At 69.7% G+C, this 21,655-nt stretch carries 20 protein-coding genes; 6 read left to right on the top strand and 14 right to left on the bottom strand.

Going from position 1 to position 21,655, the window contains the following annotated elements; genetic code table 11:
• Positions 1 to 204 (top strand): hypothetical protein (locus tag G1H10_RS32430; protein ID WP_216853362.1); only part of this gene is annotated, 204 nt, incomplete at its 5' end.
• Positions 205 to 663: 459 nt separating this feature from the next.
• Here G1H10_RS32430 and tyrS read toward each other — a convergent pair.
• From tyrS to G1H10_RS17000, 3 genes are all read right to left on the bottom strand, one after another.
• Entirely contained in the window at positions 664 to 1,941 is a 1,278-nt protein-coding gene (gene tyrS / locus G1H10_RS17010) for a tyrosine--tRNA ligase (protein ID WP_163739960.1), read from the bottom strand.
• Between the two features lie 168 nt (positions 1,942 to 2,109).
• Positions 2,110 to 2,769, bottom strand: a complete 660-nt coding sequence (locus G1H10_RS17005; protein ID WP_163739958.1) for a DNA-3-methyladenine glycosylase — start codon at positions 2,767 to 2,769, stop codon at positions 2,110 to 2,112.
• Between the two features lie 89 nt (positions 2,770 to 2,858).
• A complete protein-coding gene (locus tag G1H10_RS17000) occupies positions 2,859 to 3,302 on the bottom strand; it encodes a nitroreductase family deazaflavin-dependent oxidoreductase (protein ID WP_163739892.1) in 444 nt (147 codons plus the stop codon).
• 28 nt (positions 3,303 to 3,330) lie between these two features.
• Between G1H10_RS17000 and G1H10_RS16995 the strand changes: the two genes are divergently transcribed.
• Positions 3,331 to 3,489: a hypothetical protein gene (locus G1H10_RS16995; RefSeq protein ID WP_163739891.1), complete on the top strand. Its 159-nt coding sequence runs from the start codon at positions 3,331 to 3,333 to the stop codon at positions 3,487 to 3,489.
• Here the strand turns inward: G1H10_RS16995 and G1H10_RS16990 are convergent.
• Positions 3,476 to 4,501, bottom strand: coding sequence for a DNA polymerase IV (locus G1H10_RS16990; RefSeq protein WP_163739890.1), 1,026 nt, complete (start codon positions 4,499 to 4,501; stop codon positions 3,476 to 3,478). The two genes, G1H10_RS16995 and G1H10_RS16990, sit on opposite strands and share 14 nt — an antisense overlap.
• A gap of 70 nt (positions 4,502 to 4,571) precedes the next feature.
• On the opposite strand from G1H10_RS16990, the gene G1H10_RS16985 reads away from it, so the two are divergent.
• Positions 4,572 to 5,234 (top strand): O-methyltransferase, encoded by a 663-nt coding sequence (locus tag G1H10_RS16985; RefSeq protein WP_163739888.1) that lies wholly within the window; start codon positions 4,572 to 4,574, stop codon positions 5,232 to 5,234.
• 126 nt (positions 5,235 to 5,360) lie between these two features.
• Positions 5,361 to 6,107, top strand: coding sequence for a class I SAM-dependent methyltransferase (locus tag G1H10_RS16980; RefSeq protein ID WP_163739886.1), 747 nt, complete (start codon positions 5,361 to 5,363; stop codon positions 6,105 to 6,107).
• A gap of 12 nt (positions 6,108 to 6,119) precedes the next feature.
• On the opposite strand, the gene G1H10_RS16975 is transcribed toward G1H10_RS16980, so the two are convergent.
• Complete coding sequence (locus tag G1H10_RS16975) at positions 6,120 to 7,679, bottom strand: hypothetical protein (RefSeq protein WP_163739884.1); 1,560 nt, start codon at positions 7,677 to 7,679, stop codon at positions 6,120 to 6,122.
• Positions 7,680 to 7,883: 204 nt separating this feature from the next.
• On the opposite strand from G1H10_RS16975, the gene G1H10_RS16970 reads away from it, so the two are divergent.
• Positions 7,884 to 9,479, top strand: a complete 1,596-nt coding sequence (locus tag G1H10_RS16970) for an alkaline phosphatase D family protein (protein WP_163739882.1) — start codon at positions 7,884 to 7,886, stop codon at positions 9,477 to 9,479.
• A gap of 149 nt (positions 9,480 to 9,628) precedes the next feature.
• On the opposite strand, the gene argH is transcribed toward G1H10_RS16970, so the two are convergent.
• The 8 genes from argH to argC form a co-directional block, all read right to left on the bottom strand.
• Positions 9,629 to 11,296, bottom strand: a complete 1,668-nt coding sequence (gene argH, locus G1H10_RS16965) for an argininosuccinate lyase (protein WP_163739880.1) — start codon at positions 11,294 to 11,296, stop codon at positions 9,629 to 9,631.
• 87 nt (positions 11,297 to 11,383) lie between these two features.
• Positions 11,384 to 12,589 (bottom strand): argininosuccinate synthase, encoded by a 1,206-nt coding sequence (locus G1H10_RS16960; RefSeq protein WP_163739879.1) that lies wholly within the window; start codon positions 12,587 to 12,589, stop codon positions 11,384 to 11,386.
• Positions 12,590 to 12,625: 36 nt separating this feature from the next.
• Positions 12,626 to 13,177, bottom strand: a complete 552-nt coding sequence (locus tag G1H10_RS16955; RefSeq protein ID WP_163739877.1) for an arginine repressor — start codon at positions 13,175 to 13,177, stop codon at positions 12,626 to 12,628.
• Position 13,178: 1 nt separating this feature from the next.
• The gene (argF, locus tag G1H10_RS16950) at positions 13,179 to 14,138 is read right to left on the bottom strand and encodes an ornithine carbamoyltransferase (protein WP_163739875.1); all 960 of its coding nucleotides are present in this window, start codon (positions 14,136 to 14,138) and stop codon (positions 13,179 to 13,181) included.
• Positions 14,139 to 14,287: 149 nt separating this feature from the next.
• Complete coding sequence (locus G1H10_RS16945) at positions 14,288 to 15,574, bottom strand: acetylornithine transaminase (protein ID WP_163739873.1); 1,287 nt, start codon at positions 15,572 to 15,574, stop codon at positions 14,288 to 14,290.
• Positions 15,571 to 16,488 (bottom strand): acetylglutamate kinase, encoded by a 918-nt coding sequence (gene argB, locus G1H10_RS16940; RefSeq protein WP_163739871.1) that lies wholly within the window; start codon positions 16,486 to 16,488, stop codon positions 15,571 to 15,573. Before argB ends, G1H10_RS16945 begins: the two co-directional genes overlap by 4 nt.
• 77 nt (positions 16,489 to 16,565) lie before the next feature.
• Complete coding sequence (argJ, locus tag G1H10_RS16935; protein WP_163739869.1) at positions 16,566 to 17,735, bottom strand: bifunctional glutamate N-acetyltransferase/amino-acid acetyltransferase ArgJ; 1,170 nt, start codon at positions 17,733 to 17,735, stop codon at positions 16,566 to 16,568.
• Positions 17,736 to 17,863: 128 nt separating this feature from the next.
• Entirely contained in the window at positions 17,864 to 18,919 is a 1,056-nt protein-coding gene (gene argC / locus G1H10_RS16930) for an N-acetyl-gamma-glutamyl-phosphate reductase (protein ID WP_163739867.1), read from the bottom strand.
• 156 nt (positions 18,920 to 19,075) lie between these two features.
• Here argC and G1H10_RS16925 point away from each other — a divergent pair, with 156 nt between their 5' ends.
• A complete protein-coding gene (locus G1H10_RS16925) occupies positions 19,076 to 20,029 on the top strand; it encodes a phosphotransferase (protein ID WP_216853360.1) in 954 nt (317 codons plus the stop codon).
• 26 nt (positions 20,030 to 20,055) lie between these two features.
• Here G1H10_RS16925 and G1H10_RS16920 read toward each other — a convergent pair whose 3' ends face one another.
• Positions 20,056 to 21,627, bottom strand: a complete 1,572-nt coding sequence (locus G1H10_RS16920; protein ID WP_163739866.1) for an N-acyl-D-amino-acid deacylase family protein — start codon at positions 21,625 to 21,627, stop codon at positions 20,056 to 20,058.
• Positions 21,628 to 21,655: the final 28 nt, after the last annotated feature.

Genomic DNA, 21,655 nt, shown 5'->3' with positions numbered 1-21,655 from the left:
ATCACCACATCAAAAAAGAAACAATCCCAGCAAAACAACACAATCCCAACAAGCAACACACCCACCACAACGATGAGCACGCCACCCGCCAAAACCATGCCGCTCTACCAAAGAAATCCCAAACACCCACAACACCCAAACCAGGCACTGCAGGCCAGGGACACCAAACAATTGGCATCAACAAAACAATTGGCACACTGTTGAGTTCTCAAGAATCGGACGCACACCACACAAGACCCGTTCCCAGATCCCGCACCGGGGCGTTCGCTTTCTGCTTCTAGCTTATGTTTCCCCTGCTCTCCGCGTCAAATCCGGACTCTCATCCGATCCGCCGCCGAGCAGCATCAGCGAGGCTGAACCTCTCTGGGGCAACTCCACTAGCTTACCACGTTCGGCCGGATCCCGGTCTTGCACCGCGAAGTCAGTCTCCTGCTCGGCTGGCGCGAAGATGCGAGATGCGATTCGCACGTGGCTGCCCCGTCGCCCATCCGCTGGAAGCACGACACGCGTACATCCAGGAGTGGGTTGATGAGGCTGGTTCCTCCGGGCCGGCCGCCGTTCCCGGCGTCCCGCTCCCCGCAGGCCTGATAGAACTTACGACCTTGGCGGGGCCGGCGTCAAATGGAACCTGTGTGACGCCGACCACGCCCACAAAACGGCAGGTCAGGCCAGCTCTACCCCGCCGACGGTCCGCTTACCGCGACGCAACACCAGCCAGCGCCCGTGCAACAGATCGTCATGGCTCGGGCGGGCCTCCGGATCCGTACCCGGATCCAGACGCGTGTTGTTGACGTACGCGCCCCCCTCGGCCAGGGCTCGGCGCGCTGCCGACCGGGACGGCACGAGGCCCGACTGCACGAAGAGCTCGACGTAGGTCGGCAGCTCGTCACCGGTCTCGACCCGCGGCGCACCGGTCTCCGCCAGCGCCGCGCCAAGCGTGCGCGCATCCAGGTCCTGCAACGTCCCGAAGCCGAACAAGGCCTGCGCGGCAGCCTCCACCCGCTCGGTCTCCTCCGCGCCATGCACCAAGGTCGTCACGTCACGCGCGAGCGCACGTTGCGCGGTACGGGCGGCCGGCCGCTCAGCCAGCTCCTTCTCCAGCTCGCCGATCTCGTCCGCAGTGCGGAAGGTGAACACCTTGAGGTAGTTGATGACATCCCGGTCGTCGCTGTTCAGCCAGAACTGGAAGAACGCGTACGGGCTGGTCATCTCCGGGTCCAGCCACACGGTGCCGCCTTCGGTCTTGCCGAACTTGGTCCCGTCGGCCTTCGTGATCAGAGGCGTCGCCAATGCATGCACCGACTCCTGCTCGACCCGGTGAATCAGGTCGACGCCGCTGGTCAGGTTCCCCCACTGGTCGCTGCCACCGGTCTGCAGGATGCACCCGTACCGGCGCTTGAGCTCCAGGAAGTCCATCCCCTGCAGGATCTGGTAGCTGAACTCGGTGAAGCTGATGCCCTGCTCGCTGTTCAAGCGCGCGCTCACCGACTCCTTGCTGAGCATCCGCCCGACCCGGAAGTGCTTGCCGATGTCGCGCAGGAAGTCGATCGCCGACAGACCCGCAGTCCAATCGAGGTTGTTCACCATCGTGGCGGCGTTGGGGCCGGAGAAGTCCAGCAGCGGCTCGATCTGCCGCCGAATCCGCTCCACCCAGCCGGCGACGATGTCCGGTGCGTTCAGGGTGCGCTCTCCGGTCATCTTCGGGTCGCCGATCAGGCCCGTCGCACCGCCGACAAGCGCCAGCGGCCGGTGCCCGGCGTCCTGCAGCCGGCGCATGGTCAGCAGCTGCACCAAGTTGCCCATGTGCAGACTGGGAGCCGTGGGATCGAAGCCGCAGTAATACGTGACCGGACCAGCCGCCAGAGCGGCGCGCAACGCCTGCTCATCGGTCGACAGGGCGATCAACCCTCGCCAATGCAGCTCGTCGATGATGTCGGTCACAGTGTTCATGTCTCCTTCGAAGATCACGGTCACGTCGACGGCGTCCGCGTACGCTCCGGGCGCCGCTCGGCGTCCTTACCGGGCGAGTCGCCTCAATGATCCCGCATCTTGCACGCCGACGCACACCGGTATCGGTCCCGGCCTCGGCCCAGGTCACCTCACTTCACCTCACTGCGCGGCGCGCCGATGTCGACGCGGCTTGTGCGCCCGATACACCGAGACGGTCGGATCTCCCTCGATCCAGTAGCGCCAGGGATAGTGCGTTCCGTCCCCGCCGGGACCGGCGACACCGACCCGGGGTCCGGTCGCGATCCGCCCGGCCAGCTCCGCGGACTCGGCGCAGCGCCGCAACGTCAGCTCGTTCGCCTCGCCCACCAGGTCGACACCGTTGTGCTCGCGCGCGATGCCCAACGACGTGGTCAGCCTGGCCGGCCCTCGGGCTAGGTCGTGCGGCGACCGAGCCGCCGGCCGTCGGCGCTGAGCGATCTCCGCACCCTCGATCACCTCTCCGGCTCGCAGCAGAACCGCCGTGGCCGTCCCGAACTCGCCACAGACGACGTTCGCACAGAAATGCATGCCGTACGTGAAGTAGACATACAGATGCCCTGCCGCACCGAACATCACCTCGTTGCGCGGGGTGCGTCCGCGATACGCGTGAGATCCCGGATCGTCACTGCCCATATACGCCTCGACCTCGGTCAGCCGCACGGCCACCACACCGTCGTCGCTCTCACGCCTGAGCACGCACCCGAGCAGCTCCGGTGCCACCTCGATCGCGGGCCTCGCCAACCAGGCACGCATCGCGGTCACCGCCGCTCCGGCCGGCATCGATACGAGCGACACCCGGAGTACAGGACCTTGACCTCGGACATCTACCCGAGCCTAGTGACCGCCGCGCGCACGGCCGTGTAGGGGCCTCAGCCGTCGTCGTTCTCGCGTTTCTCGTCCGCTTCCAGGAAGACCACCGGGATGACCCGGTCCGTGTTCGACTCGTAGACGCGGTATCCGTGGTACGTCGCCAAGAACTTCGGCCACCATTCCGCGCGCTCCTCCGGGTCGGCCGTACGGGCCCGCACCGGCCATCTCTCACTCAGGATCTGCACCTCGGCCCGAGGGTCGGCTTGCAGGTTCTGATACCACTGCGGATGGTTCGGGCGTCCGCCCCACGACGCGGCCACCGCGGGGGTGTCACCGTCGCTGAGGTAGAGCAGCGGGACCCGGTGCGGCTTACCGCTGTTCCGTCCGCGCGTGGTCAGCAGCAGCATGTCATTGCGCACCAACCGACGTCCGATCAACCCACCGGTCAGCCGGTACAGGAAGATATGCAGGCGCGAGAGCCGCCTGGCCGTGGAGTCCCGCATCACCACCGAGTCTAGGACGCCCGTCTGGATGTCGGCCACGCGTCGCGATGAATGGAACCGGCGACGCACGGCTCAGCGACGGGATAGCGCCGGCGTCAGCGACCGGGGCACCGCCGGTGGCCCGGGCATCGCCGGTGGCCCGGGCATCGCCGGTGGCCCGGGCATCGCCGGCGTCAGCGACGGCTGAACTCCGCCCGCACGCCGAGCAGCCGAACCGGCCGGCGGTCGGTGAACGCGTCCAGGGCCGCGAGCGCCGCCTTCTCGATCTCTCCCGCGTCCGCCGTCGGCGTCGGCAGAGCCCGCCCGTGGGTGTAGGTGAAGAAAGGCGCATAACGCACCTTGACGACCACCCGCACCGCATCTCGCCCCTCTCGGACGACGTCGGCTGCCACCCGGTGGGCCAAGGCGACGATCTCGCTCGTCACATCGTCCCAATCGTCGAGGTCCCGCTGGAAGGTCGTCTCCCGCCCTCTGGACCGGGCGACATGCGGCGCGTCCGACACCCGGGCGCTGGACCGCCCGCGGGCGATCTGGACCAACCACGGTCCCGTGGTCGGTCCCATCTCGGCTGCCAGGCCCTCCGGGTCGGCGTGCGCGAGCTGCCGCACCGTCTCGATGCCGAGATCCGCGAGCCGCTTCGCCGTCTTCCGTCCCACCCCGTACAAGGCATCCGTGGAGTAGTCGCCCAGCACGGCGAACCACGTCCGGTGCGTGAGGCGGAACACGCCGGCCGGTTTCCCGAATCCGGTCGCCAGCTTGGCCTGAAGCCTGTTGTCACCGATACCGACCGTGCAGTCCAACTCGGTCACGGCCCGGACCCGCTGCTGAATCCGGCGCGCGACGACTTCGGGCTCGTCATCGTCGTCGACGGCGACGAATGCCTCGTCCCATCCGAGTATCTCGACGACGCCGAACTCCCGCAACGTGGCCATCACCTCCGCCGAGACCGCCTCATAGGTATCTCGGTCCACCGGCAGGAACACCGCGTCCGGGCACCGTCGGGCGGCGGTGCGCAACGGGAGACCGGAGCGCACGCCGTACTCGCGCGCCTCGTACGACGCGGTGCTCACCACGCCACGCTTGGTCGGATCACCGTCGCCGCCGACGACGACGGGGCGCCCACGCAGCTCCGGGTGACGCAACACCTCGACCGCTGCCAGGAACTGGTCGAGGTCCACGTGCAGAACCCAACGGGCCATGGTCCATTCTGACCCCCGCCGGTGACCGCCCGTCGCACACCGGCGAAACCGATGGCGCTACGGTTCGAGCATGAGTCGTTGGATGGATGACAAGGTCGAGGACTACCTCACCACACTCGCAGAGACCGAGCACGGCGACGACGTGCTGGACGACATGGAAGCCCTGGCCGAGCAGAAGGGTTTCCCGATCGTGGGCCGGGCCTCCGGCCGATTCCTCGAAATGATCGCGCGGTCGATCGGCGCGCGCCGGGTGATGGAGCTCGGCTCGGGCTACGGGTACTCCGCGTACTGGTTCGCCCGCGCGGTCGGATCGTCGGGCACGGTGACGTGCACGGACGGCGACCCGGAGAACGCCCGGATGGCCGAGCAGTACCTCAGCCGCGCCGGCGTCTGGGACCGCGTCACCTACCACGTCGGTGACGCCCTGGAGGGCTTCGCGCAGGAGGACGGTGAGTTCGACATCGTCTACTGCGATGTGGACAAGGACGGGTACCCGGACTGCTGGCTCGCCGCCCGCGACCGCATCCGGGTCGGCGGACTGTGGCTCTGCGACAACGTGATCTGGCACGGCCACGTCGCCACCGGAACCGACCGGGAGGAGCTACCCGAGCGGACCCGCGGCTGGACCCAGCGGATCCAGGAGCACAACCGCCTGGTCGCCGAGGACGAGCGGTTCGTCGGGAGCGTCGTGCCGATCCGCGACGGCGTCATGGCGGCGCTCCGCATCGCGTGACGGCATTTCGGTAGCAGAGTCGACCTCACCGGTTTCACACCTCACTCGGCTACGCCGCCGCGCGTGCCTCCCGGTCCGGCCAGAAATTCACTGGTGCACAGGGCGTCAGCGCGAGAGTATGAGCGCGTGGATCCCGCCGACTTCTACACCGGAATCGTCGCCGAGGTCTATGGGCCGCTCAAGGCTCATAGCCAGGACGCTGAGCCGTATGCCCGGTTCGTCCGGCAGCACGGTGAGCCCGCGCTCGAGCTGGGTTGCGGAGACGGCGAACCGCTACTGGATCTACGCCGGCAGGGTCTCGACGTCGAAGGCCTGGATTCCTCGGCGGACATGCTTGCCCGGTGCACGCTCAGGGCACGTCGTGAAGGTCTCAGCGTCGTCGTGCACCAGCAGAAGATGGAAGACCTCGATCTGCCGCGGCGTTACCGTGCCATATTCCTGGCCGGCCCGACGTTCACGCTGCTCCCAGACGACGAATCCGCGCTGCGCGCGCTGCGTCGTATCCACGACCACCTCGAGCCAGACGGCACTGCGATGGTCCCGTTGTTCATCCCGACCCCCGCGCCGCCGGACCAATTCGGTGACGCGAGAACGACGACACTCGCCGACGGCACGACGCTGCGGGTCTCGTATCTTTCCCAGCAGCGCGATGAAGCCGAGCGCACGCAGCACACGATGCTGCGATACGAGCGAGTCAGCGGCGGCGACAGCACGATCGTCGACCGGCTGTGGACGGTTCACTGGCACACGCCCTCCAGCTTCGGCGAGTTGGCCGTCAAATCCAGCTTGGACGTCGTGGACGTCGTCGGGACGGACGGGACGCCGGCCGACGACGCAACCGAGTTCACGTTCTTCCTTCGACGTCGGCTCTGACCAGACAGCGGCCTAGCGCTTCTCGATCCCGCCCCAGAGGTCGTCGAACCCGTGACACATGTCCGGACGTAAGGCCATGAGCGCGGCACGCAACTGGTGTGGTGGCACGGCGAAGGCGCCCCCGGTCGCCGTGCGACCGGAGCCGTCCCACCGTTCACGCCCGCGCGGCTCCAGATCGTGCCGGTACGGCAGCCGCAGCCGCACCGCCGGGTAGGTCACCAGGTCGGCCATTCCCGCCGAGTCAGGCAACAGACGTCGAGATATCGACAGGTCGACGCCGACTCCCGGAACATCGGGCGACACATCATGTGCCGTGTCATACAGATAGACGTCGACGACGCGACGCCGCTGCCCCTTTCCGCCACCGCCGCCTTCGACCGGCACGCCGGGCATGCTGCCGGAACGGGCGACCATCAGCTGAATTCGATCCCACGAGATGGGCGTCGACACGGTCCCCCGAAGGCGCCACGGCCGCTTGCGGACGATGACCAGCCCGCTGCCGTCCACCCGGATGCCGACCCCGGCCGTGAATCGGGGGAACAGCCACAACGCTGCGGGCAGCAGGAGGCAACAGAACAGCAGGGGCGCGACGAGCACGAGCGCGAGCAGGCCGGCGGGCACCGTGCTCCACCCGAAGGGGTTGGTCATCAGGTACACCATGCCTGCGCCCGCGGCGGCCATTACGACGACCGCAATGCCGATCTGCCACGAGGCGTAGCCGTAGTCGAGCCAGACCGGTGCGCCCGGCGGCGGTTCCGGCCGCGGACGAGCCGGCGACGCCGCGCGGGCCAACGGATCCGGACCGGCGTCCGGTTCGGTGGAGACCGGCGCGGCATCCGGCTGCATGGCCCGGCCGATGACGTTGTGCGGCTGTGCTCCCGCACCTGGCGCACCGTCGGGGATGTACCACTGATCCACGCCGACGCCCGCATAGAACAGCCCGGGCCGCACTGCGCCGATGGCGACGGCCACCTCGCGGACGTCCTCGCCTGCGCGAGGCGTTGGTCCGTAGATCCGGACCAGGTATGACGGAATCCGCACACCCTCGAGGTCGACGTCCTCCTCACGGACGGGCGTGCTGGCGACGAAGCCGGGTAGCCCCTCGACGTCGCGATAGACGTAGAGGTGAAGAGCGCGATCGGCGCCCGCCGCGCCGAGTCCGCTCGATGCGGCGCTGATCACCTGCACGTTCTCCCAGCCGATTCGAGCAGTGCGGCCCCGGAACCACCACTGCGGACGCTCGGCGATCTCCACCCCGTCCGCGTCGACGACGATCTCGCGGCGGGCCCGCGTGCGCGGCAACCGGACCAGCGCAACCGTCAGCAGGGTCAGCACCACGACAGCACTCGCCGTCGCCGCGATGGTCAGCGCGCGGTGCTCCGGCCGCCACAATGCCGTGGTCACGTCCACGCCGTTCCGCACGTCGTCGGTCACGAAGAGCCACAGCGGAGCGGCGAACAGGATTCCCACGAACCCGCACACCGTCAGCCACGCCAACAGGTGGTGTACGCCAGGACCCATGTCACGCACTCGCGTAGCCCGTGCCGCCGCCGGCACGGAGGGATGTCGCATCGGTGCCCTCCTCAGCTGTGTGTGGCGCTCCATAAGGTAGCCGTCGCCGTTATATTCGCGGTCTCAAACCGACGACCCGCGTCTCGTCGAGAGCCGCGGGTGTCGGCGCCCGCGCCTCTCGACAGTGACGTCCACCCGGAGGGTTCACCTACGCCCCATTCCGTGGACACCCAGATGTCGACTGCAGCCAGCACGATGCCGGTCATGGCTGATCTCACCCGACGTTCGCTGCTCACCGGAACACTCGCACTCGGCTCCGCCGCACTCGGCTCGACAGCACTCGGCGCCACGCCGGCTGCCGCCACCGGTTCTCCGTCCGCCGCGACCGCCCCGCGCCGCGCTCCCGCCCTGGTGCGATCGGGGCTGCCCACCATCACCCACGGCGTCCAGTCGGGCGACGTCACCGCCACCACGGGGACCGTCTGGGCCCGGGTGGACCGGCCGGCACGGCTCGTCGTGGAGGTCTCCCGGGACTCGTCGTTCCGCCACGCGCGCCGGTTGCGCAGTGGCCTGGTCACGCCGGAGACGGACTTCACCGGACGGATCGGCCTGCGCGGGCTGCGGCCAGGCACCGACCTCTACTACCGCGTCCTTCCACAGGACCCGGAGAGCTCGGCGACCGGCGCACCGGTGACCGGACGGCTGCGCACCGCCCCGCGCACACGCGACGACGTGCGGTTCGTCTGGTCCGGGGACATCGCCGGCCAGGGCTGGGGGATCAATCCTGAGTTCGGAGGGTTCCGGATGGCCGACGTCATGCTCGATCTGGCGCCGGACTTCTTCCTGTGCAGCGGCGACACCGTCTACGCCGACGGTCCGCTGACCGAGACGGTCCAGCTTCCGGACGGCACGACCTGGCGCAACCTGGTCACACCGGAGAAAGCCAAGGTCGCCGAGACGCTGGATGAGTTCCGCGGGCAGTACGCCTACAACCTGACCGCGGACAACTGGCGCGAGTTCCTGGCCCGCACCCCGCAGATCAACCAGTGGGACGACCACGAGGTGGTCAACAACTGGTACCCAGGCGAGATCCTGGAGGACGACCGTTACACGGAGAAGAACGTCGACGTGCTGGCCGCCCGGGCACGGCAGGCGTTCTTCGAGTACCTGCCCATCTCACCCACGTACGCCGACGGCGCCGGCCGCGTCTACCGCCGGATCAAGTACGGTCCGCTGCTCGACGTCTTCGTGCTGGACATGCGGACCCACAAGGATCCGAACACCGACGGCACCGAGACGGTTCCGGACGGCGGGGTGCTCGGACATGAGCAGACCGAGTGGCTCAAGCGCGAGCTGAAGCGGTCGCGCGCGGTGTGGAAGGTCATCGCCGCGGATCTTCCGCTCGGGCTGATCGTTGCTGACGGCGACGCCCTGGAGGGCATCGCCAACGGCCGCCCGGGCGCACCTGCCGGCCGCGAGCTCGACATCGCCCCCGTGCTGTCCTTCCTGAAGCACAACCGGATCCACAACGTCGTCTGGCTGACCGCCGACGTGCACTACACCGCAGCGCACCACTACTCCCCCGAGCGCGCCGCGTTCACCGATTTCGACCCGTTCTGGGAGTTCGTGTCCGGTCCGCTCAACGCGGGCGGGTTCGGGCCGAACCAGCTCGACCCGACGTTCGGACCGGAGGCGGTCTTCGTCGAGGCACCGCCCCGGGCGAACACCTCCCCCGCCGAGGGCCACCAGTACGTCGGCGAGGTCTCGATCGACGGGGCGACCGCCGAGTTCACCGTCCGGCTGGTCGGCGTCGACGGATCGGTGCGCTGGGAGACGACATTGCAGCCACACCGGCGCTGAGAAGTCGACGCGCTTCCCGTGAGCGCTAGGTGGGGTCGATCCGCGGGTGCCGTGAGGCGTGAGGCGTGAATACGACTTCAGGGCGTTCCAGCGCCCTGAAGTCGTATTCACCGGGCCACCGAAGGCAGGCTATTCCGCCGGGCCGGCTTTCACGCCGGTGTCACGCGCGTACCTGCCCACGTGCGGGCGGAGGCCACCTCATGCCGCACGGCGGCGAGCTGCTCGCGGACCCGGTCCGGGGCGGTCCCGCCCTTCGCCGATCGGGACGCGAGCGCGCCCGGGACCGACAGCACCGTCCGCACGTCCGGGGTGAGGCGCGGCGACACGCCGGCCAGATCCTCGTCGGACAGGTCCCACAGCTCGATGCCGCGCTGCTCGCACAACCGGACACACGCGCCGGAGATCTCGTGTGCCTCGCGGAACGGCACGCCGTGGCGCACCAGCCATTCGGCCACGTCCGTCGCCAGCGAGAATCCCTGCGGCGCCAGCTCCTCCAGCCGCTCGGTGTTGAACCGCAGTGTGGCGACCATGCCGGCGAACGCCGGCAGCAGCACGGTCAGCGTGTCCACCGAGTCGAAGACCGGTTCCTTGTCCTCCTGTAGGTCGCGGTTGTACGCGAGCGGCAACGCCTTCAACGTGGTCAGCAGCCCGGACAAGTTCCCGACCAGCCGCCCGGCCTTGCCCCGGGCAAGCTCGGCGACGTCCGGGTTCTTCTTCTGCGGCATGATCGACGAGCCGGTCGCCCACGCGTCGTCGAGTTCGACGAAAGAGAACTCCTTGGTGGCCCAGAGGATGATCTCCTCGGCCAGCCGGGACGCGTCGACGCCGACCATGGCCAGCACGAACGCGGCCTCCGCCGCGAAATCCCGGGACGCGGTGCCGTCGATCGAGTTCTCCACCGCCGCGGAGAACCCCAGCTCACCGGCGACGTACTCGGGGTCGAGCCCGAGCGACGAGCCGGCCAGCGCACCGGATCCGTAGGGCGAGGCGTCCGTGCGACGGTCCCAATCGCGCAGCCGCTCGACGTCACGCAACAGCGCCCACGCGTGCACCAGCAGGTGGTGCGAGAGCAGCACCGGCTGCGCATGCTGCAGATGGGTGCGCCCCGGCATCGCCACGCCGAGGTGGGTATCCGCATGCCCGGCCAGCGCCTCGACGACATCCAACACCTGACCGGCGATGGTGCGCGCGGCGTCGCGCAGGTACATCCGCAGCATGGTGGCGATCTGGTCGTTGCGGGACCGGCCCGCCCGCAGCTTGCCGCCGAGGTCCGGCCCGACCCGTTCGATCAGGCCCCGCTCCAGCGCGGTGTGTACGTCCTCGTCTCCCGGCGCCGGTGTGAATGCGCCGGACGCCACGTCGGCCGCCAGCCGATTCAGACCGTCGAGCATGCCGGCCAGTTCGTCGTCGGTGAGCAGGCCGGCCCGGTGCAGGACGTTCGCATGCGCCTTCGACCCGGCGATGTCCTGCGGCGCCAGCCGCCAGTCGAACTGGGTGGACTTGGACAGCGCGGCCAGCGCAGCCGCCGGCCCGCCCCCGAACCGACCGCCCCACAGCGCTCCGGAACCGGCTCCGGTCGCCGTCTCCGACTCAGCAGCCTGATCCGGCGACTCCTGCGGCGTATCCGTTGCTGCGGGCACCTCCGGTGCGGAGGGCGCCTCCGGCGCGGCGGGCGCCTCCGGCGCGGCCGTGCCGTTCTGGCTCCCGATATCGTCCTGGCCCTCCCGATCGTCGCGTCGTTCGGAGGAACGCGCGCCCTTCTTGCCGCTCTGGCTCGGGAACAGATCGCCTGGCGTGGGGACTCGTCGTTCGGGCATGGGTTTCTCCGTCTGCTGTCTGATGATCATCAATGATCTCCCCGGTCATGACCGGTTCCATCCTCGATGATCACGGGCCACCTGAGCCTAGCCGTTCTTCTGGTTCCGCACCGCTGCCAGCTTGGTGGACATGCCGAACAGCTCGATGAACCCCTTGGCGTGCGACTGGTCGAACGTGTCGCCGGTGTCGTAGGTGGCCAGGCCGAAGTCATACAGGCTCTGCCCGGAACGCCGGCCGGTCACCACCGCGCGGCCGCCGTGCAGCACCATCCGGATTTCGCCGGAGACGTGCGCGTTCGCGTCGTCGATGAACCCGTCCAGCGCCTGCTTCAGCGGCGAGGACCACAGCCCGTCATACACGAGCTCGCCCCAGCGCTGGTCCACGGTCCGTTTGAACCGGGCCAGCTCGCGCTCCACCGTCACGTTCTCGAGTTCTTGGTGGGCGGCGATCAGCGCGATGGCGCCGGGCGCCTCGTACACCTCGCGGCTCTTGATGCCGACGAGCCGGTCCTCCACCATGTCCAGCCGGCCGACGCCGTGCGCGCCGGCACGCTGGTTGAGGATCTCGATCGCCTGCAGCATGGTGACCGTCTCGCCGTCGATCGCCACCGGACGGCCCTCGTCGAAGGTGATGACCACCTCGTCCGGGTCGCGCGGCTCGGCCGGATCCTGGGTATAGGTGTAAATGTCCTCGATCGGCGGGTTCCAGATGTCCTCCAGGAAGCCGGTCTCGATCGCCCGGCCCCACACGTTCTGGTCGATCGAGTACGGGTTCTTCTTGGTGGTCTCGATCGGGAGGTTGTTCCTCTCCGCGAAGTCGATCGCTTTGTCCCTGGTCAGCGCCAGGTCCCGCACCGGAGCGATGCACTTCAACTCCGGCGCCAGGGCCGTGATGCCGACCTCGAACCGAACCTGGTCGTTGCCCTTGCCGGTGCAGCCGTGAGCGACCGTGCCGGCACCGTGCTGCTGCGCCGCCTTCACCAGATGCTTGACGATGACGGGGCGGGACAGCGCCGACACCAGCGGGTAGCGGTCCATGTAAAGGGCGTTGGCCTTCAGTGCGGGCAGGCAGTACTCGTCGGCGAACTCGTCCCGTGCATCAGCGACGTACGCCTCGACCGCACCGCAGGCCAACGCCCGCTTGCGGATGGTGTCCAGGTCCTCGCCGCCCTGGCCGACGTCGACCGCGACGGCGATCACCTCAGCACCGGTGGCTTCAGCGATCCAGCCGATCGCCACCGACGTGTCGAGCCCACCGGAGTAGGCGAGAACGATCTTCTCGGATGTGGACATGATGGAAGCTCCTCGATATTCGAAAGTCGTCAGTGTTCACTCAGGGTCGCCGACGGACGTGCTGGTGGACGTCGCACCGCCGTTCTCCGGCACGGCGCCTTCGGCGAGCGCCAGGAACCAGGCCGCAACCCGTTCCCCGCCGGCGGGATCGGCACTGATCACCAGGACCGTGTCGTCGCCCGCGATGGTGCCGAGCAGCTCCGGGCGGGCGGCGTGGTCGATCGCGGATGCCAGGTACTGCGCGGCTCCCGGCGGCGTGCGCAACACCACCAGATTCGCCGAGCTGCGTGCGGAGACCAGGATCTCCTCGCAGACCCGGATCAGGCGGGCGTCGATCGCGCCTTCCTCCGCCGCCCGCGGCGTCGGGTCGCCTCCCTCGCCGGGGAGGGCGTAGACAAGCCAGCCCTGCGAGTTGCGGATCTTGACGGCACCGAGCTCGTCCAGATCCCGCGAGAGGGTGCCCTGGGTCACCGCGATGCCGCCCTCCGCGAGCCGCTCGGCGAGCTCGGTCTGCGAACGGATCGGGGTCTGCGCCAGGATCTCGGCGATCCGGCCGTGCCGGGCCGCCCGCGTCGCCGGTTGTGCCATCTCACCCCCTCGCCGGGCCGGATGGGAGCGTCTGCTGCGCGGATGCCTGAAGCAACCAGGTCAGGAGCGCCTTCTGCGCGTGCAACCGGTTCTCCGCCTCGTCCCAGACGGCGCTGGCCGGGCCGTCGATCACCTCGGCGGCGATCTCCTTGCCCCGATACGCCGGCAGGCAGTGCAGCACGATCGCCTCCCGCGCCGCCACGCCCAGCGCCTTGGACGTCAGCGCGTACGGCACGAACGGGGCCTCACGGTCGGCCGCCTCGCCTTCCTGGCCCATCGACACCCAGGTGTCCGTCGCCAGCACGTCGGCCCCGGTGAAGGCGTCCACCGGATCGACCACGTGCGCCACCGACCCCCCGGTGCGTTCGGCGAGCGCGGCGGCCTTGGCCAGCACCTCGGCGTCGGGCGCGTATCCCTCCGGAGACGCCACCCGCACGTGCATCCCCGCGTTGGCGCCCGCCAGCAGGTACGAGTGGGCCATGTTGTTCGCGCCGTCGCCGGCATAGGTCAAGGTCAGCCCGGCCAGCGCGCCCATGCGCTCCCGCACCGTCTGCAGGTCGGCCAGCAGCTGACACGGGTGGTAGAGGTCGGTCAGGGCGTTCACCACCGGCACCGAGGACGCCGACGCCATCGCCTCCAGCCGGCCCTGGTCGAACGTCCGCCACACGATCGCCGCGCACTGCCGGTCCAGCACTCGCGCGGTGTCCTCGATCGGCTCGCCGCGGCCCATCTGGGACGTCTGCGCATCGATCACCAACGGGTATCCACCCAGCTCAGCGATCCCGACGCTGAACGACACCCGGGTTCGCGTCGAGTGCTTGTCGAAGATCACCGCCACCGCCCGCGGCCCGTCCAGCGGACGGTGCGCGAATCGGTCCGCCTTGAGCTCGTCGGCGAGGTCGAGGACCTCGGTCAGCTCGTCTGGCGCGAGGTCGTCGTCGGCCAGGAAGTGCCTTACCATTTACGCCTCCCTGAGGTGAGTCGAGAGTTCAGCCGACGCCTCGTGGTCCCCAGTAACGGTCGGGCCCGGGAAACAGCGGCCAAGCGTTACCTGAGACCACGACGCGGTGGCGATCCGGTGGGTGGTAGCGGTGGTCCGGCGCATCGGCATCATCCGTCCTCCCCCGCGGCGTCGAGGATCTTCGGCAGCGCTGCCAGGAACTCGTCGGCCTGGGCAACGGTCAGGATGAGCGGTGGCGCCAGCCGGACGGTCTCCGTGTTCACCGGGTTGACGATGACCCCGGCGTCCAGCGCGGCCGCCGCCACCTGCGGAGCGACGGCGCGGTTCAGACCGATGCCGAGCAGCAGGCCGCGGCCGCGCACGCCGCTGACCAGCGGGTGACCGAGGGCGTGCACCCCGTCCTCCAGGTGCCGTCCGACGGTCCGCACGTTGCCCAGCACGTCGTCGCGCTCGATGGCGTGCAACACGGCAAGGCCGGCGACGGCGGCCACCGGGTTGCCCCCGAACGTGGTGCCGTGTGAGCCGGGGCCGAGCAGCTCCGCGGTATCGCCGACGGCGATGCACGCGCCGATCGGGATGCCGCCGCCGAGACCCTTGGCCACCGTCACCACATCCGGCACGATGCCGTCCGCGGCGTGCGCGAACCAGGCCCCGGTGCGGCCGATGCCGGTCTGGACCTCGTCGATGATCAGCAGTGCACCGTGCCGCGTCGCGATCTCCCGGGCCGCCGCCAGGTAACCGGCCGGTGCGGGTACGACCCCCGCCTCACCCTGCACGGGCTCCAGGACGACGGCGGCGGTCTCGTCGTCGACCGCGGTCCGCAACGCCTCGGCGTCGCCGAACGGGACGTGCACGACGCCGGCCGGCAACGGCTCGAACGGCTCCCGGATCGACGGCTTGCCGGTCAGCGCGAGCGCGCCCATGGTGCGGCCGTGGAAGCCGCCGTCGGTGGCGACGATCTTCGTCCGCCCGGTCTTCCGCGCGATCTTGAACGCCGCCTCGTTCGCCTCCGTGCCGGAATTGGTGAAGAACACGCGACCGGCGGCGCCCTTCCCGTCGGAGACGCCGAGCAGCTCCAGCAGCCGCTCGGCGAGTGCGATCTGCGGCGGCGAGGCGAAGAAGTTCGACACGTGCCCCAGCGTGGCCAGCTGCGAGGTCACCGCGGACACCAGCAGCGGATGCGCATGCCCGAGCGCATTGACGGCGAGCCCACCGAGCATGTCCAGGTAGCGGCGGCCGTCGGCGTCCCATACATAGCAGCCCTCACCGCGGACCAGCACCCGCTGCGGCCGCCCGAAGGTGTTCATCAGGGCGCCGCTGTAGCGGTCCAGCCAGGTATCCGAGGCCAGCGGCGCCCCGCCGGTCAGCCCCGACAACTCGGCCGGCGACGCGGCGCGCTGGTCCGGTTCGGCGACATCGACGTGGGTGTCGTTCATGACGGCACCACCATGGTTCCTACTCCCTCGTCGGTGAAGACCTCGAGCAGCAGCGAGTTGGGCAGCCGCCCGTCGATGACGGTGGCCTCCGGGACGCCGCCGTCCACCGCGCGCAGGCAGGCCCGCATCTTCGGCACCATGCCGGAGTCGAGGCTCGGCACCAGCTCGGCCAGCTCGCGGGCGGTGATCTCCTTGATGATGTCGGGCGAGACGTGCTCCTGCGCCGAGCTCGCCGATGACCCCGCGCTACCGGGCCAATTCCTGTACAGCCCTTCGACGTCGGTGAGGACGACGAGTTTCTCCGCGTGCAGGGCGACCGCGAGCGCCGCGGCGGCGGTGTCGGCGTTGACGTTGTGCACCACGCCGTCGGTGTCCGGCGCCACGGAGGACACCACCGGGATCCGGCCAGCCTCGATCAGGTCGATGACGGCGTCGGCGTTGACCTCGGCCACATCTCCGACCAGCCCGATGTCGACCTCCTCGCCGTCGACGATGGCCGCCTGCCTTTCGGCGGTGAACAGACCCGCGTCCTCACCGGAGAGTCCGACCGCGAACGGGCCGTGCGCGTTGATCAGGCCGACCAGTTCACGACCCACCTGGCCGACCAGGACCATCCGGACGACGTCCATCGCCTCCGCCGTGGTGACCCGCAGGCCACCGCGGAACTCGCTGGCGATGTCGAGCTTGTTCAGCATCGCCGAGATCTGCGGACCGCCGCCGTGCACGACGACGGGCTTCAAGCCGGCGAGCCGGAGGAAGACGATGTCATCGGCGAAGGCGCGCTTGAGTTTGTCGTCGACCATCGCATTGCCGCCGTACTTGACCACGACGATCTTGCCGTGGAACCGCTTCATCCACGGCAGCGCCTCGACCAGCACGCCCGCCTTGGCCAGCGCCTCATGCTGTGCGGTCATGGTCGCCTCGCCCACCGTCGACCGACCGACGCGATGTGAACCCGCGACATGGTGAACTTCTCTCCGTGTGGTGTGGGTCATGTCGAGTACGCCGAGTTCTCGTGGACGTAGTCGTGTGTCAGGTCGCTGGTGAGGACGGTGGCCGTCGCCGCGCCGGCACCGAGGTCGATCTCCACGGCGACGTGCCGGGCGGACATGTCGACGTTCTCGGCGGGATCGCCGGCTTTGGTCCCGCCGGACCGGCAGACCGTCACGCCGTTGATGGCGATGTCGATCCGGTCCGGCTCGAAGACCGCATCTGTCGTCCCGACCGCGGCCAGAACCCGTCCCCAGTTCGGGTCGTCGCCGAACACCGCCGCCTTGAACAGGTTGCTGCGCGCGACCGCCCGGCCGACCGCGACGGCGTCCTCCTCGCTCTCGGCGCCGGCCACCGTGATCTCGATGTCGTGGTGCGCGCCTTCGGCGTCGGTCCACAGCTGACGGGTCAGGTCGGCGCAGGCCTGCTGCACGGCGGCGGCCAGCTCCGCGCTGTCCGGCTCGACGCCGGAGGCACCGCTGGCCATCAGGATGACCGTGTCGTTGGTGGACATGCAGCCGTCGGTGTCCAGCCGGTCGAACGTCGTCCGGGTGGCCTGCCGCAGGGCCGCGTCCAGCGTGTCCCGCTCGGCGACCGCGTCCGTCGTGATGACGACGAGCATGGTCGCCAGGCCGGGGGCCAGCATCCCCGCGCCCTTGGCCATGCCGCCCACCGTCCAGCCGCCGTCGGCGTCGCCGCCGTGCACGACCGCCTCCTTGCGCCTGGTGTCGGTGGTCATGATGGCGGTGGCGGCCGCGGATCCGCCGTCGGCGGCGAGCTCGCCGACGGCCGCGCGGATACCGTCCTCCAGCAGCGGCCGGTCCAGCAGGGTGCCGATCAGGCCGGTGGAGCAGACCGCGACGTCGATCGCTCCCCCGCCGAGCAACTCGGCGACCAGTTCAGCGCTGGCGTGCGTGGTCTGAAAACCCTCCGGACCGTTGTAACAGTTGGCGCCGCCGGAGTTCAGCACGACGGCCTCCAGCTTGCCGTCGGCGACCGTGCGCTCGGACCAGAGAACCGGGTTGGCCTTGCAACGGTTGGTGGTGAACACGGCGGCGGCGGTGTGCAGCGGGCCGTCATTGACGACCAGCGCGACGTCGGGTTTGCCGCTGGGTTTCAGCCCGGCGGTGACGCCGGCGGCACGGAAACCCGCGGCTGCGGTGACGGACATGGCGGATCGCTCCTTCTATCGGTGCGCGTGGGAACGTGTGCTGGGTGCGATGACGAGCGCCGTTCGTCGGCGTCGTCGTCGGCCGCGCACACCCCCTGCCATACCGATTCCGTGCGTGATCGTCGTCCTCACGGCGCTACTCCCATGGTCGGGAGGCCGAGTGTCTCCGGCAGGCCGAGCGCGAGGTTGGCGCATTGCACGGCGGCGCCCGCAGTGCCCTTGGCGAGGTTGTCGATCGCGGCGACGGCGACCACCCGTCCGGCGCGTTCGTCGACGGTGACCTGGATGTGCGCGGTGTTCGCGCCGAGGGTGCCCGCCGTCGTCGGCCATTGACCGTCCGGGAGCAGGTGGACGAACGGCTCGTCGGCGTACGCCTTCTCCCAGGCGCTGCGGACGTCCCCGGTCGTGATGCCGCCGCCGGCGAGTTTCGCGGTCACGGTCGCCAGGATGCCCCGGCTCATCGGCACCAGCGTCGGCGTGAACGAGAGGCTGACCGGCGCATCGGCCGCCAGGGACAGGTTCTGCTCGATCTCGGGGATGTGCCGGTGCACGCCACCGACGCCGTACGGGCTGGCGGCGCCCATGATCTCGCTGGCCAGCAGGTGGGTCTTCGGGGACTTGCCGGCCCCGGAGGGTCCGTTGGCCAGCACGGCGACGATGTCGTCCGGAGCGATCACCCCGGCGGCCAGCCCTGGGGCCAGGGCGAGGGTCACCGCGGTGACGTTGCACCCGGGGACGGCGACGCGGGTGACGCCGCCAAGCCTGTCTCGCTGCTTCGAGCCGTCGGCGTGGATCAGTTCGGGCAGCCCGTACGGCCAGCTGCCGGAGTGCTCGGTGCCGTAGAACAGCTGCCAGGCCTCCGGGTCGGTGAGTCGGTGGTCGGCGCCGCAGTCGAGCACCAGCGTTCCGTCCGGCAGCTGAGCGGCGATCTCACCGCTGGCGCCGTGCGGCAGCGCGAGTGCGACGACGTCGTGCCCGGCCAGGACGTCGGCGGTGGTCGGCTCGATGATGCGGTCCGCGAGCGGCGTCAGGTGCGGGTGATGCCGGCCGAGCGGGGCACCGGCGCTCGAGTGGGCCGTGACCGCCCCGACCTCGAACTCCGGGTGGGTCGACAACAGGCGTAGCAGCTCACCGCCCGCGTATCCGCTGGCTCCTGCTACCGCGACCGACATGACCATGCACATGAGTATGCACGACTACGCATGATCATGCAACCGTGGTGCCCGGCCAGCCAGCGCACCCCCTTGCCGGCGCCGACACCGGAAGCGCTCGTGCGCAACGGGTGTGTCGAGACGGAAAACCGTTTGCCGACGCGCCGGCCGGACGTCGACCATATTGCGGTGACGCCTGACAGTGTGCAGATCCCGACCACCGGCGTACGAGCGGTGTGGGCCGACGTACCCGAACATGTCCGCGCGGGCATCGAGGACCTGCTCGGTGCGCCCGTCGTCGATACCGTCGGCCAGCACGGCGGCTTCTCTCCGGGCCTTGCGGTACGGGTCCGATGCGCGGACGGGACGCGCGCTTTCGTCAAAGCGGCAGGCACGTCGCTCAATCCGCTGACGCCCGGGATGTACCGGTCCGAGGCCTCGATAGCCGGGCGGCTCCCGGACACCGGAACCATCCCGGCGCTGCTCGCCACATACGACGACGGCGACTGGGTGGCGCTGGTCTTCGACGAGATCGATGGAAGGATGCCGCATGTCCCGTGGCGGCACGACGAACTGGACCGGGTCGTGCACGCGGTGACGGACCTCTCCCGGGCGCTCACGCCCTGCCCCGTCGAGACGGCGCCACCCGCCGACGAGCAACTCGCCACCATCATGCATGGCTACCGCGACATCGCCGACGAGCCGCCGGAGGACCTGGATCCCTGGGAGCGACGCCATCTCGACCGGCTCGCCGACCTCGCCGAATCGGCGCTGCACCACCTCGCCGGAGACACGCTCGTCCACTTGGATCTGCGCACCGACAACATCCTGCTCGACGACGATCGCGTCTGGTTCGTCGATTGGGCACACGCATGCCGCGGGGCCGCGTGGATCGACACGGTGATCCTGATGGTCAACGCCGCTCTCCACGGTCACGACCCGGAGCCGCACATTCGCCGGCATCCGTTGTCGGCGGACGTCGACCCGGACCACGTGACGGCGTTCATCGCCGGCTTGTGCGGGTTCTTCGGTGCGTTCTCACGACGGCCTGACCCGCCCGGCCTGCCTACGCTGCGACAGTTCCAGCGCGCCCAGCACACCTCGACCCTCGCCTGGGTGCGTCGCCGCACCGGGTGGATCTAGCCCGCTCACCACCGGGCGGACGATTCTCAGCGCCGGAGGACACGGCCGGCACGGGTGCTGGTGGGCTCGCCGTCGTCGAACGCGACCTGGCCGCCGACGAGCACCGCGCTGAACCCGGTGGACAGCTGCCACGGATCGGCGAACGTGGAGCGGTCCGCCACGGTGTCCGGATCGAACACGACGAGGTCCGCCACCGCGCCCGCACGGACGACGCCCCGATCGGCCAGTCCGAGCCGCGATGCCGGAAGCGACGTCATCTTCCGCACCGCGTCGGCGAGCGTGAGCACGCCGCGTTCCCGCACGTAGTGGCCGAGCACCCGGGGAAACGTGCCGAAGTTGCGGGGGTGCGGCATCCCGTCGCCGGTCGGCCGCATCACCCAGCCGTCGCTGGCGACCGCGACCCGAGGATGGCGCAGCACCGTCTCCACATCGTCGGCGCTCATGCCATGCATGACGACGGCGACGGCCGCGTCGTGCTCCTCCAGGATCCGCAGGGTGACCTCGGCGGCGTCGGTCCCGTCGCGGTCCGCGAGCTCGGCCAGGCTCGACCCGGCGGCATCCGCATACCGGCCGGGCCCGATCTCGGCGATGACCACCTTCGACGGGTCGAGGTTCGACTCGGCGCCGCGTCGCAGGTCATCGGCGATCCGCTCGCGCTCCACCGGATCCGCAAGGCGGCGCAGCAACGCCGCCGTACCGCCGTCCAACGCCCAGGACGGCAGCCGGGTGGTCAGGGTCGTGCTGGACGCGGTGTACGGGTAGACGTCCGCCGCCACGTCCAGGCCCCGCTCGGCCGCGTCGTCGATCAGCTCCAGCGCGCCGCTGACCGCGCCATGGTTCTTCGGACCGGCCGCCTTCAGGTGCGAAATCTGCAGCCGAGCCCCACCCGCCTCGGCCACCCGGATCGCCTCGGCGATGGCCTCGTGCAGCCGATCCGACTCATTGCGGATGTGCGTGGAGTACAGCAGACCCGCGCGGCCGGCCACCGTGACCAGCCGACGCACCTCGTGCTCGTCCGCGTAGGTGCCCGGGGCGTAGATCAGGCCGGTGGAGAATCCATGCGCGCCCGACCCGGCGGCCGCGCTCAGCATCGCCGACATCCGCTCCAGGTCGGTCTCGTCCGCCTCGCGCTCCGCTCCGCCCATCGCCGCCAGCCGCAACGACGAATGCCCGATCTGCGGCGCGATGTTCACCGCGGGGCGGGCGGTGTCGACCACGGTGGAGAATCCGGCGTGCTCGATCCAGCTCCAGGTCAGCTCGGGCGCCAGAAATGCCGACGCCGCCTTCGCCGCGTCCAGGTCGGTCACCGGGAACGGTGAGAAACCGCAGTTACCCGTCAGCAGCGTGGTCACACCCTGGTACAGCTGCGTGGTGGCGGCGGGCCAGCCCTCGATGGTGAAGTCGGCGTGCGAGTGCAGGTCGATGAAGCCCGGCGCGACGACCTGCCGGCCCGCGTCGATCTCTCGACGCCCGGAGATCCGCCCGTTCCCGACGTGCCGCACCACGCCGCCCGCGATGCCGACGTCCGCGGCGAAGGGCTCGCCACCTGTACCGTCGACGACGGTCCCGCCACGGATCACTACATCGAACTCGTTCACGCGCACCTCTCCGAAACACCGAGCCGAC

This window comes from Phytoactinopolyspora halotolerans (assembly GCF_010550675.1).
Classification (GTDB): domain Bacteria; phylum Actinomycetota; class Actinomycetes; order Jiangellales; family Jiangellaceae; genus Phytoactinopolyspora; species Phytoactinopolyspora halotolerans.
This window is presented reverse-complemented; position numbering and strand designations above follow the sequence as displayed.

Bases quoted from the DNA above. Each gene is read 5' to 3' on its own strand.
- G1H10_RS17000 (WP_163739892.1), bottom strand. From the start codon at position 3,302: ATGCGGGACTCCACGGCCAGGCGGCTCTCGCGCCTGCATATCTTCCTG.
- argJ (WP_163739869.1), bottom strand. From the start codon at position 17,735: ATGTCCGTCACCGCAGCCGCGGGTTTCCGTGCCGCCGGCGTCACCGCC.
- argC (WP_163739867.1), bottom strand. From the start codon at position 18,919: ATGTGCATGGTCATGTCGGTCGCGGTAGCAGGAGCCAGCGGATACGCG.
- G1H10_RS16975 (WP_163739884.1), bottom strand. From the start codon at position 7,679: ATGCGACATCCCTCCGTGCCGGCGGCGGCACGGGCTACGCGAGTGCGT.
- argH (WP_163739880.1), bottom strand. From the start codon at position 11,296: ATGCCCGAACGACGAGTCCCCACGCCAGGCGATCTGTTCCCGAGCCAG.
- G1H10_RS16985 (WP_163739888.1), top strand. From the start codon at position 4,572: ATGAGTCGTTGGATGGATGACAAGGTCGAGGACTACCTCACCACACTC.
- G1H10_RS16945 (WP_163739873.1), bottom strand. From the start codon at position 15,574: ATGAACGACACCCACGTCGATGTCGCCGAACCGGACCAGCGCGCCGCG.
- G1H10_RS16955 (WP_163739877.1), bottom strand. From the start codon at position 13,177: ATGGCACAACCGGCGACGCGGGCGGCCCGGCACGGCCGGATCGCCGAG.
- G1H10_RS16990 (WP_163739890.1), bottom strand. From the start codon at position 4,501: ATGGCCCGTTGGGTTCTGCACGTGGACCTCGACCAGTTCCTGGCAGCG.
- G1H10_RS17005 (WP_163739958.1), bottom strand. From the start codon at position 2,769: ATGCCGGCCGGAGCGGCGGTGACCGCGATGCGTGCCTGGTTGGCGAGG.
- argB (WP_163739871.1), bottom strand. From the start codon at position 16,488: ATGACCGCACAGCATGAGGCGCTGGCCAAGGCGGGCGTGCTGGTCGAG.
- G1H10_RS16970 (WP_163739882.1), top strand. From the start codon at position 7,884: ATGGCTGATCTCACCCGACGTTCGCTGCTCACCGGAACACTCGCACTC.
- argF (WP_163739875.1), bottom strand. From the start codon at position 14,138: ATGGTAAGGCACTTCCTGGCCGACGACGACCTCGCGCCAGACGAGCTG.
- G1H10_RS16995 (WP_163739891.1), top strand. From the start codon at position 3,331: ATGTCGGCCACGCGTCGCGATGAATGGAACCGGCGACGCACGGCTCAG.
- G1H10_RS16960 (WP_163739879.1), bottom strand. From the start codon at position 12,589: ATGTCCACATCCGAGAAGATCGTTCTCGCCTACTCCGGTGGGCTCGAC.